This is a genomic window from uncultured Campylobacter sp., from assembly GCF_938017705.1.
In the GTDB taxonomy this organism is placed as follows: Bacteria; Campylobacterota; Campylobacteria; order Campylobacterales; family Campylobacteraceae; genus Campylobacter_B.
Window position 1 is genome coordinate 1 of the sequence record NZ_CALIIS010000068.1, and the last position, 10,138, is coordinate 10,138.

The window sequence follows — 10,138 nt, forward strand, 5'->3', positions numbered from 1 at the left end:
CGTACTAAATGTCGATATAGACGAGCTGCGGCGCACGATGTCGGTTTTCGATGAAAAGATAGAATTTAAGAAATTTAAATTCTAAATCGGCGCGCTTGAGGGTTTGTCCGCAGGAACAAATATAGACTCCGTGAGTTTTGGCTAGGCGCGCAGTTGAGTGAATTTTATTCACATAAATTTTGCTCGCAGAATTTACATGATACGACGATAAATTTTACGTCCCGTCGTTCTTATATCAGATTAAAATCAAAATATAATATTAAATTGCAAATGCTATTTAATCTTAACGGGATATAATAAGTCATCGCTTTTTTTTGAAAGAGGCAAAACTATTTGCACCGATATAGAATATAGAAAGGCAACGATTTGAAAAAACTACTTAGAAATTTTATGATTTTTGCGGGTTTTATCTTTATGTTATACACCTCCTATTTTCTATATTTTTATTCTAAAAGAGCCGAATATGCGGCTATTTTATTGCAGAAGGCGCTTAGGTATGAAGAGGAATTTTTTACTGAGAAAACACAAAATTTAGACCCGTCTGAGCAGATTGAGCTACGGCATGAGTTTGAAAAAGAGAAATTAAAACTAGAAAAATATTGCGGCGATGCTATAATAAACGGCGATAATGATCATTGCAAAGTTTATTACAACCTCGATTTCGACTATATTCATTTTTACGACGGGCGAAATCAAGATATCGCGCTGGGCTACGACTTTGATAACGAAAGCATCGAGTTTTATAAAAAGCTATCAGATCACTATGATTACAAAGGCAAAAAATGCAGATCGCGCAGGGTATACAGCGAACACCATGCGACATTTGCGATTGACAATTTTGAGCATGCGAAATTTTGGTTGGGAAATTACGGCGAATTTACCCTAAAAGATCCATATATTCATGAATGTGAATAAAATCTATTATGCTTAAAGCGAAAGGATAAATCCGCTAAAATGCCTATAAATGGAGCAATATGAGAGTATTAAAATTTATTTTTATAATAGCGGCGTCTATTTTGTTTTGTTATGTGGCGGAGGAGCTTATAAATTATTTGATAATTAAGCCGCGCATTCCTATGGAATTTACCGATATAAATTTAACTAAAGCCGGCAATAAAGCGGAATTATATATAAATAACAAAGATGATAAAATTTGTAGATATTTTACTTTGGATTTTGTCTCATACGATTACGATAGAGATATGAAGCTCTTGGATGATGAGTTCGCAAATACGTATATAGGAGGGGAATACGACGTGAACGAAACGCTGCTGCGCGGTACCAAAATACCGCTAAGTCTAAAGATATACAAAATAGATAATGAGCCGAATAAATTTGGACGCAGAAAGGAGTATTTTTATTATAAGTTAAAACCCGTGTTTGCAGAGGTGAGGAATTTACGCCCCGCGTATATGCAAACGAGTATTTATAGGGGCGAGAAACACTATGATGCATATAGTGCGACGATCGCCTGCACGCCCTTACAAAAAGGTATGTATAAGGTAGAACTAGAGAATTTACAAGATTTGCCTATTTTTTCGAATGTAAAAATTTATTTTACTACGAAAGATAGCGGTCTTAAATATTAAGAGGGCTGCAAGAAAAGGTATTTGATAATTGCGATGTAGAAGCTAGTTCGTACAAACCTTTGTTTCTAGGCTTTTTATTTCGCGTTTGTAATAAAAATATTAAGCAGCATTTAATCCGCCGCACAATACAATATATCGTAAATATCATTTGAAATTTAATGAAAATGCAGTTAGATTTTGTGCGCCCATTCGCACTTTGCGGATATCGAGGGTAGCCGTTAAGTCTAATTACCGAACTTGCGATAGCGTGCGCTTTTTGGGCTACCATCTATGTTTATCTAAAGGAACACAATGAAAAATCCGCTTCGTTACGTGGATTATTGTAATGATCTAATCAAATTCGGCTTTGCTAAAAAGCATAATTTTTTAGCTATGATTGCCGTATTTTCTATGGTTCTTATGCCTATATGTTTTTCAGCCGCTTATGCAGTTGCACCCAGTGAGAAGTCCTTACAGAATCCATATATTTTCTCCGGAACAGTAGAGAAATTTTTTAGATTTCATAGTTATAAAAGCGGTAATGGTTGCAAGATATCTGTAACGGGAAATGGCAAAATCTTTTCTTGGGAATTTATCGACTTTCATATTGATACAAACAAATACGACTATCAAGAAAAATACTTTTGTGATTTTATATTTAGCAGATACATTAATAATAAATGCGTAATCTTAAAAATGATAAATCTTCATATCGTAGAATTTGGAGATTGTGATAATAAAGTAATCATCGAAGTTGATCTTAGGCAAAATTTCTTTGAACAAAAACTCTTTTTATTCAGCGGAATTATCTTGGCGCTAGTTTTATTTTTTACATTTTTTCAACTAAATAAAGCATATAAAAATTCATTAAAAGGGGCATAAATATGTCGTATAACGTTTCCGCAATATCTGATGCGATAAGAATTCTACTTAAAAATACGCGCAGGAATTCATTCTGCTAACGTCAAATAAACTTTTTCAATATATATCGCAAAATTTTTCTCACTCATGCCTCGACACTTCAAATTTATTGCTCGAATATAAACTTTACTTCGTGATCCATATAGGGCTTACCGCGCAGCTTGCTATCCGCAGCGCCTACTCCTCGCTTCCCTCCGTTCGCACGATCAAGCTTTTTGGAAGGCGAAATTTCTCGATTATCTCGCACTCCTTGGCGCGCATCTGCCCGTCGTCGCTTTCGTGGTCAAAGCCTAGCACATGCAGCAGACCGTGCGTAAAAAGCAGCGCCGTCTCGTCATCCCTGCCGTGCCCCAGCTGCGCGGCTTTCAGTTCTACAAGGTCTAAATTTATAACGACCGAGCCGAGCAGCGCGGGAGCAAAATTTCCGCCGTCAAAATTCTTATTCTTTAAATTTTCATCGCTAGAACTTTTGCCCTCGGAATTTTTGGAATTTATGGTATTGGAATTTTTGCTCGCAGAATTTGCGGCGCTTGTATTTTCACTAGCGGAATTCGCAGCATTTTGATTTTTAGAGCCGCTGTTTTTATGCGCGGAATTCTCCTCGCTCAAATCCCCGCCGAAGCCCGCAAACGCCGCAGGATCGAGCGGGAAGCTCAGCACGTCGGTCGTCTTATTGATGCCGCGCGTTTGCGCATTTAGCTGCCGCATCTCCTCGCCGCGCACGAAAATTAGCTCGACGCTCCCGCCGCCCAGCTCCGCCGCGATAGCGTCCAAAATTTCGGGATAGGGCTGCTCGCAAAGTATCATTTTTACCCCTCTTTTATAAAATTTTCGTATAATTTTAGCAAAAAAAGGACAAAAATGAGAGCTTTATGTGTGATCAGCGGCGGCATGGACAGCGCGACCTGCGCCTATATCGCGAAGCGCGAAGGTTATGAGATCGTGGCGCTGCATTTTGACTACGATCAGCGCACGATGGGCAAGGAGCGCGAGTGCTTCAGTAAAATTTGCGACGATTTGGGGGTCGCAAAGAGGTTGATTTTAGATGCTCGCTTCATCGCACAAATCGGCGGTAACGCCCTTACGGACGGCACATTGCCGATCAGAAAGGGCGCGGCGGAGCTTTGCGGCGCGGTAAAATCTGCCGGCGCCAAGATTGATAGCGCGGCAAATTCCAAGAGCGCTCGCCTAGACGGGCAAAATTTTACCAAGACAAATTCCGTCGCCGAACTAAACGGGCAAAATTCTATTGCGGCAAATTCTATTGATGCCGAGATTGGCGGGCAAAATTTTACTGCGTCAGATTTCTCGGCGGGCTCAGCGGACGCTCCGCTTGATGCAGATTCGGCGCGAAATAGCCGCTTGCAGAGCGGTGAAATTTTAATTCAAGACGCTGAAATTTTACTAGGGGGCGATGAGCCTTCGCCGCAAGGCGGTAAAATTTTAGCCTGCGACGACAAAATTTCACCGCAGGGCAGCAAAATTCTGGTTCAAGAAGGTGAAATTTCACCTCAAAGCGGAGCCGAGCTGCAGCAGGGCGATAAAATTCCACCCAAGCACGCAGGGAGTGAAATTTCACCTAAAAGCCAAAATAATAAAATTTCGTCGCAAAGCCAAAGCGATAAAATTTCACCGCAAAGCGGCGAGAGCGTGTTTTCGGATCTGCCGAGCACCTACGTGCCGTTTCGCAACGGCGTGTTTTTGAGCATCGCCGCCGCGCTCGCCGAGAAGGAGCGCTGCGACGCGATCTTCATCGGCGTGGTGCAGGAGGACAGCAGCGGCTACCCCGACTGCAGCGCGGGCTTCATCGGCGCGTTCGAGCGAGCGCTTGAGCTGGGCACGAGCCGCGACTTTCATCCGCGCATCAAAACCCCGCTCGTGCACCTTAGCAAGGCGCAGATCGTCTCGCTGGCGCTTGAGATTGGCGTGCCGTTAGAGCTTACGTGGAGCTGCTACGAGCGCGAGGACGCTGCGTGCGGGCTTTGCGACAGCTGCCTGCTGCGGCTTAAAGGCTTTGCAGGCGCCGGCGCGAAAGATAAAATCCCTTACGCGATAGAAATTTAGACGCGCCGCGGCGAAATTTACCGAGCTCGCGTAGCTCGGCGTGTCATTGCAGCGCTTGATATGGGCGGGTTTTGAATACGTAGCGCCGCACGATTTGTGGCGGGATTTCAAACATACGGCGGCGGCCTGCGCTTTAGCGCGCGCCGAGCTGCGGCTGTAAATTTAAACCGCGCTTTGAAATTTTAAAAATTTTAACGAGAGCGTTGCGCACGGTTCAAAGCAAAAATCAATTATAAATTTAACTCCTACGCCATATTATTATCGCATAGGCGAATATAAACATATCTCGGTATAATCCGAGAATTAAATTTTAAGGAGGAAAGAATGGCGTTTGAAAATGCGATCATCACTAAAGAGGATGATGAGAAGTACGGGTTAAGCAAATTGTTTTATCAATTTAATCCCGTTTATAAAACTTTACCCGATGGAAAATCGTGGGTCGTCGATAGAAATGCGGATTGCTGGTTTATAGAAACTAAATTTTTTCCAGATCCGGAATACGATCATGCATATCTTAAGAAATCGGTTTGGACTTTATATTATAAAGGAGAGATAATAGAGGTTACACTTGATTACGAAAACAATATATCGGATACAGAAAAATTTCATAGAATTTGGAAGCTTTTAGAATTAAAGCCAAAAGAAACTAAAGCCCTTTCAAAAAATCAAATACTTATGCTTTTAAATAAAATTTTGAATGTATATGGATGTGATGGCGCTTGGGGGCAGATTGAAAATTTCACTATGGAATTACAAGATTTAGTTGATGGGAGAGAAAAATAAAATGGCGTTTGAAAATGCAATCATCACCAAAGAGGATGATGAGAAGTACGGATTGAGTAAAATTTACTACAAGTATAATCCATATTATAAAATTTTTGTCGGTAGACTAGATTGGACTATTGACAGAGTAAGAAACTGTTGGTTATGGAAAGTTTATAATTTTCCAGACTATGAATATGATCATAATACGCTTGAAAAAGCTATTTGGATTTTATATTATAATGGAGGTTTTATAGAAGTTGTTCTTGATTATGAAATTGATAAAACAGTAGGGCCAAAGCAACTTCATAGAATTTGGCAATTATTAGGTTTAAGTCCAATGCATACAAAAACACTTTCAACTGATGAAGTAATTTCAATTTTAAATGAAAGCCTGGAAACATATGGAGAATATGGCTACACTGAAACTATGCAGTCATCATATAGCTACTCCATGGAAATACAAAATTTAATCAAGGAAAAATAGAATGGCGTTAAAAATACAATCGTCACAAAAAGGGACGGCAGTGAACTAATTGAAAATTTTACTCAAACGCTGAGCGTAGATTTAGATGCGGAATGATCTCAAGCTCTGCGGGCGAGACGAACTCCTTTTTACGCAGCTTTTCTATCGCCACGCGCGCGATCATAGCGGCATTGTCGGAGCAAAATTTCATCGGTGCGAAAAGTATCTCACAGCCCGTCCGCTCGCACAAATCCGTCAAAAGCCCGCGCAGATGCAGGTTTGCGCTCGCTCCGCCCACGACGCCGAAGCGCGCAAAGCGCCGCAGCTCAAATATCCGCTGTAATTTATCCAGTATGTGCGCGCAAGCCGCGTCCTCAAAGCAGCGCGCCAGATCGCGCATCGCTCGCTCATCCAGCTCGCCCGCCTCTTTTAGCTTTTCGATCTGCACGCGCACGGCGTTTTTAAGCCCCGAAAAGCTATACTCCAGCCGCCTATCGCCCTTTAGCGGCACAGGCAGCTCAAACCGCGGCTCGCCGCCTTTTGCGAGCTCCTCGATGAGCGCGCCGCCCGGATAGCCGAGCCCTAGCATCTTTGCGACCTTATCGAAGCTCTCGCCGAAGCTGTCGTCGCCCGTGGTCGCTAAAATTTCGATACCGCCCGTCGCGTCGATATCCAAAACCATCGTGTGTCCGCCGCTAACGAGCAAAACGCCCATCGGAAATCGCGCCTCGCCGCCTAAAAACAGCGAGTAGACGTGGCCTATGAGATGATTTACGCCGATGAGCGGCAAATTTAGCGCGAGCGCGAGCGCTTTTGCCATATTCACGCCGCCGATCAGGCTCACGCTGAGCCCCGGGGTATTGGTCGCTGCGACGGCGCTAAGCTCGCTAAAATAGGGCTTTGCGCGCTGCAAAATCCGCGGAAGCGCCTCCGTATGCAGCCTCGCGGCAAGCTCGGGCACGACGCCGCCGTATTTGGCGTGATCGGCTTCCTGGCTTATTTTTTCGTAAAATTTCAGCTCGAAACTGCGCTCATCCATCACCGCGACCGAGCTGTCGTCGCAGCTGCTCTCAATAGCAAGTATCACACAAAATCCTTAAAATTTTTCGCTCATTATACTCAAAAAATCGGCGCAGATGAAATTTTAAAATTTAAAGCGGCGCGCTCTAGATTTGGTCGCGACGTGCTCACGCTCGCGGGGCTAAATTTTAAAGCGCGCCGTTCGGCTCGGTGCGCTAACGGAATTAAATTTAAAACGCGTCGCCGCGCATCTTGCTCCCACACCGCGATTTGCCTGCCGCGGCGGGTAAAATTCTAAATAGATGAAATTTTGGCAGTTGAAATTTAGCGGGCAAATTTAAAAAGGCCTTTGGGTTTTAAAGCTCCAAAGGCCATTGTGATTAAATTTATCGCTAAATTTAAAGGCTAAATTTCAGGCTCTTGCTCCTGCTTTTTCTCGCCGCTTGGGATCGCCGTGTCGTACCAGTCGAGCTTGCGCGTAAAATACATAACGAGCGAAATCACCGCAAAGATCATCAGACTTCCCATCAATAGGGCATAGTCTTCGGAATTTAAGATGACATAGAGGATCGCGTATGAGACGAGCTGAACGCAAGTGATGAAAATGCCCCAGCGCGCGCCTTTAAAAATCGCGCTCGCGTAGAAAAATACTATCGCGCTTACCGCGATCGCCGAGATAGCGTAGCTGATCGCAAAGCCCATATGCTCGGAAAGCGAAAGCACCAGCAGGTAGAAAACGACGTCTTCCAGGCCGATGAGAAGGTATTGGATCGGGTGGATGCGCTCGTGAGTGTAAACCTCGCACAAAAAGATCGCTAAAAACGGCACCGCCAAGAACAGCAGCGCGTAATCCGTGCAGCGCTTAATCAGCGAGTAGTTGTTCACGGGCTCGATGAAGCCGATGCTTACGGCGTCATTTCTATCGTCGTTGCTGCGCCAGTTCGTCATAGCGACGCGGTCATCTTGATCTGCAAGCCACGCAGGAGCAATGCCCGCGGCTAAGCCTGTAACTTCCCACGAAGCTTTAAAACCGCTAGCGCTTACCTCGCGCGATTTGGCGATAAAGCCGCCGCCAAAGCTAGGCGATGCCCAAGTAGAGCTAATTTCAAAACGGCTATTTTGCGCGATCGGAGCTAGATGAAGTGCCTCGCCGCCTTGGATTTTAAGCGTACCGCTGATGCTAAAATCAGACGACAGCGCTGAAGTGGGGAGCTTGTAGATTAAGCTCCGATCGAAAATTTTAGCTTCGGTGTTTCCGTGATATTGCTTAAGCTCCTTGCCGTTTAAGCTTAAAGCAGGAGAAGCGGTGAAGGATTTTTGATTGCCTACGCCGAGCACTAGCACGGCTTCGTCGAAATTTAGCCGCGCAGGATCGACGCCGAGCTCGGTATAGTTTATCGCCTCAAGCGCAAAATCGCCGTTATAGATCGGAACGCGAAAAATCCCGCGCTTTAGATAGGTGGGGTCGATCTGTGCCGCGAGGGAGTAGTTTTTAGGCACGATGATGAAATTTTTCTCTACGCGCCTTTTTACGAGCTCGTTGTTGCTTTTGTCTATCGCTTCGATTATCTCTGCGTAGGGCACTACGATCGCAAGGCCTTGGATTTGCAGCTCACCACCCACCGGCGTGAGGATCGAATCCTGCGCGAGCTGCTTGGTTTCGGAGCGCGAGTAGGTAAGATTATCGATAAAGCTTAGCGGGATTAGCAGCAGCAAAAGCAGCACTAAAACTATGAACGGTTTCGTCCAAAACGCGCCGCGAATGGCGTTTTTAGTAGAATTTAACAAAGGCTCTCCTTTTAAGTAGAATTTAAAACGGAATTTTAACGATGAAGAGTAAACGGACGGCGCTTGAAGCGGGAGGAATCTTATAAATTCTAAAGGAACTTTGGATGTGAAGCGTTGCGGATATCGCTTTGAATTTTGGGAATTTCGCCGCAAGCTAGAATTTCATTGCGAATGAGAATTTTGCTATTCGCAAAAATTTTATGAGAAAATTTCTGTTAGTAGAATTTAAAAGCTTGAAATTCAAGCCCTTGGAATTTTGAAATTCCAAGGGCTTGAATTTTTAAAATTTCGCCGCTTTAGCGTGCAAAATTTCGTACCGTCATCTCGCGTAAGCTTTAAAATTTATACGCCACGCTTAGCTTGAAATTTCATCCCGGCTCCCAGTCGATAGCGTTTGAATCACCGGTGAAATCGGCGCTGCGCTGTGAGTGCGACGCGTAGGCTTTATCAAAGAGATTGTAAACGCCCGCGTTGATCTCAAGCCCTTTAAATCGCCCGCTATCCGGAGCGTAGGTCACATATAGATCGTGAACCGCGTAGCTAGGCACTTTTGTTTTTTTGTCGCTATTTGCGGAGGCTACGTTTTTGGAGTCGAAAAAGAGCAAGTTATAGCCCAGCAGTAGATCCGCCGCAGAGATTGCGTATTCGGCATTGAAGGTGTATTTATCGCCATAGTCGCGGTAGCCGATGATGTTTGAGCTTAGATAGCCCGAGCCGCTGCGCACGCGGTCTTTATATTCTATGTGCTGGTGTGTGTAACCCGCAGCGAGGCTCAAATCATCTAATATTAATCTTGCGAAAAGCTCGACGCCGTCAATGTCCGCACCGCCTGCGTTAGCCCTGCATAAAGTATTTGCTGCGCCTCCCGGGCAGCCGACGATTCCGCCCGCCGCATTGTTATCTACGATGAGATTTTTATACTCCGTCCTGAAATATTTTGCGGTTAGGCTTACCGAGGAATTCTCTCCTAGCTCGCTTTTGTAGCGACCGCCTATTTCGTAGGCGTTGCCCGTAGTGGCCTTTAAATTTTCATTAGCCATCCAGCTTAGTGGTCTGCCGCGGCTAGTACCCGCAGCCATCATGCTCTCCATTACGTCAGGTCCTCTAAATACTCGCGCATAGCTTGCAAACGCTCCAAATCCCGCGCCGATCTCGTAATCAAGCGCCAAGGCGGGGCTTACTTCGTTAAATTTATATTTGTAGCTAGAGATATTAGCGCCTCTACCGTTGTAAGTTTTTAGCTCGTGCCTTTCGTAGCGGATACCCGGAGTTACCGTAAGCCCGCCGTAGCGCATAGCATCCTCGATATAAAAGCTATAATTATCGACCTTCTCGGGGCGTAGATTGCCGGGCTTAACGTAGTTTTCGGAGCGGTAGTAATCAAAGCCGTAACGCAACGTATGAGCCAGATCGCCCGTTTCAAATTTACTCTTAGCGCCGATTTTGCCGCCTTTGGTCTCGACACCCCATTTTACGTTCGTCGAAGTCGATCCGATGCGTTGATGCTTTGTATAATACCCCGTAAGATTGAGCTCTAGTAGATCGCTCG

General features: G+C 44.8%; 10 protein-coding genes and 2 pseudogenes. 7 read left to right on the top strand and 5 right to left on the bottom strand.

The window, feature by feature from the left end; genetic code table 11:
* Window positions 1–4: 4 nt before the first annotated feature.
* Window positions 5–172 carry a hypothetical protein gene (locus tag Q0605_RS03415; protein ID WP_298704257.1) on the bottom strand — a complete coding sequence of 56 codons (168 nt, stop codon included), beginning with the start codon at window positions 170–172 and terminating at the stop codon, window positions 5–7.
* Window positions 173–366: 194 nt separating this feature from the next.
* Here Q0605_RS03415 and Q0605_RS03420 point away from each other — a divergent pair, with 194 nt between their 5' ends.
* The 3 genes from Q0605_RS03420 (at window position 367) to Q0605_RS03430 (ending at window position 2,450) form a co-directional block, all read left to right on the top strand.
* A complete protein-coding gene (locus Q0605_RS03420; RefSeq protein ID WP_298704259.1) occupies window positions 367–915 on the top strand; it encodes a hypothetical protein in 549 nt (182 codons plus the stop codon).
* 59 nt (window positions 916–974) lie between these two features.
* Window positions 975–1,589 (top strand): hypothetical protein, encoded by a 615-nt coding sequence (locus Q0605_RS03425; protein WP_297914539.1) that lies wholly within the window; start codon window positions 975–977, stop codon window positions 1,587–1,589.
* 291 nt (window positions 1,590–1,880) lie between these two features.
* Entirely contained in the window at window positions 1,881–2,450 is a 570-nt protein-coding gene (locus Q0605_RS03430) for a hypothetical protein (RefSeq protein WP_298704261.1), read from the top strand.
* Window positions 2,451–2,666: 216 nt separating this feature from the next.
* On the opposite strand, the gene ybeY is transcribed toward Q0605_RS03430, so the two are convergent.
* Entirely contained in the window at window positions 2,667–3,296 is a 630-nt protein-coding gene (ybeY, locus tag Q0605_RS03435) for an rRNA maturation RNase YbeY (protein ID WP_298704263.1), read from the bottom strand.
* Between the two features lie 54 nt (window positions 3,297–3,350).
* On the opposite strand from ybeY, the pseudogene Q0605_RS03440 reads away from it, so the two are divergent.
* The 4 genes and pseudogenes from Q0605_RS03440 to Q0605_RS03455 all read left to right on the top strand — a co-directional run.
* A pseudogene (locus tag Q0605_RS03440) lies at window positions 3,351–3,617 on the top strand (7-cyano-7-deazaguanine synthase); the annotation flags it as partial.
* Window positions 3,618–4,085: 468 nt separating this feature from the next.
* A pseudogene (locus Q0605_RS03445) lies at window positions 4,086–4,553 on the top strand (7-cyano-7-deazaguanine synthase); the annotation flags it as partial.
* A gap of 324 nt (window positions 4,554–4,877) precedes the next feature.
* The gene (locus Q0605_RS03450) at window positions 4,878–5,336 is read left to right on the top strand and encodes a hypothetical protein (protein WP_298704265.1); all 459 of its coding nucleotides are present in this window, start codon (window positions 4,878–4,880) and stop codon (window positions 5,334–5,336) included.
* The gene (locus Q0605_RS03455) at window positions 5,320–5,802 is read left to right on the top strand and encodes a hypothetical protein (RefSeq protein WP_298704267.1); all 483 of its coding nucleotides are present in this window, start codon (window positions 5,320–5,322) and stop codon (window positions 5,800–5,802) included. The genes Q0605_RS03450 and Q0605_RS03455 overlap by 17 nt, the downstream gene beginning before the upstream one ends.
* 58 nt (window positions 5,803–5,860) lie before the next feature.
* On the opposite strand, the gene tsaD is transcribed toward Q0605_RS03455, so the two are convergent.
* From tsaD to Q0605_RS03470, 3 genes are all read right to left on the bottom strand, one after another.
* Complete coding sequence (gene tsaD, locus Q0605_RS03460; RefSeq protein ID WP_298704268.1) at window positions 5,861–6,868, bottom strand: tRNA (adenosine(37)-N6)-threonylcarbamoyltransferase complex transferase subunit TsaD; 1,008 nt, start codon at window positions 6,866–6,868, stop codon at window positions 5,861–5,863.
* A gap of 338 nt (window positions 6,869–7,206) precedes the next feature.
* Window positions 7,207–8,589: a cell envelope integrity protein CreD gene (gene creD / locus Q0605_RS03465; RefSeq protein WP_298704270.1), complete on the bottom strand. Its 1,383-nt coding sequence runs from the start codon at window positions 8,587–8,589 to the stop codon at window positions 7,207–7,209.
* Between the two features lie 368 nt (window positions 8,590–8,957).
* The coding region (locus tag Q0605_RS03470) for a TonB-dependent receptor (RefSeq protein WP_298704272.1) at window positions 8,958–10,138 on the bottom strand (1,181 nt) is incomplete at its 5' end.

Excerpts from the sequence above, each read along its gene's own strand:
- Q0605_RS03425 (WP_297914539.1), top strand. The coding sequence starts at position 975 with ATGAGAGTATTAAAATTTATTTTTATAATAGCGGCGTCTATTTTGTTT.
- Q0605_RS03430 (WP_298704261.1), top strand. The coding sequence starts at position 1,881 with ATGAAAAATCCGCTTCGTTACGTGGATTATTGTAATGATCTAATCAAA.
- ybeY (WP_298704263.1), bottom strand. The coding sequence starts at position 3,296 with ATGATACTTTGCGAGCAGCCCTATCCCGAAATTTTGGACGCTATCGCG.
- Q0605_RS03450 (WP_298704265.1), top strand. The coding sequence starts at position 4,878 with ATGGCGTTTGAAAATGCGATCATCACTAAAGAGGATGATGAGAAGTAC.
- Q0605_RS03455 (WP_298704267.1), top strand. The coding sequence starts at position 5,320 with ATGGGAGAGAAAAATAAAATGGCGTTTGAAAATGCAATCATCACCAAA.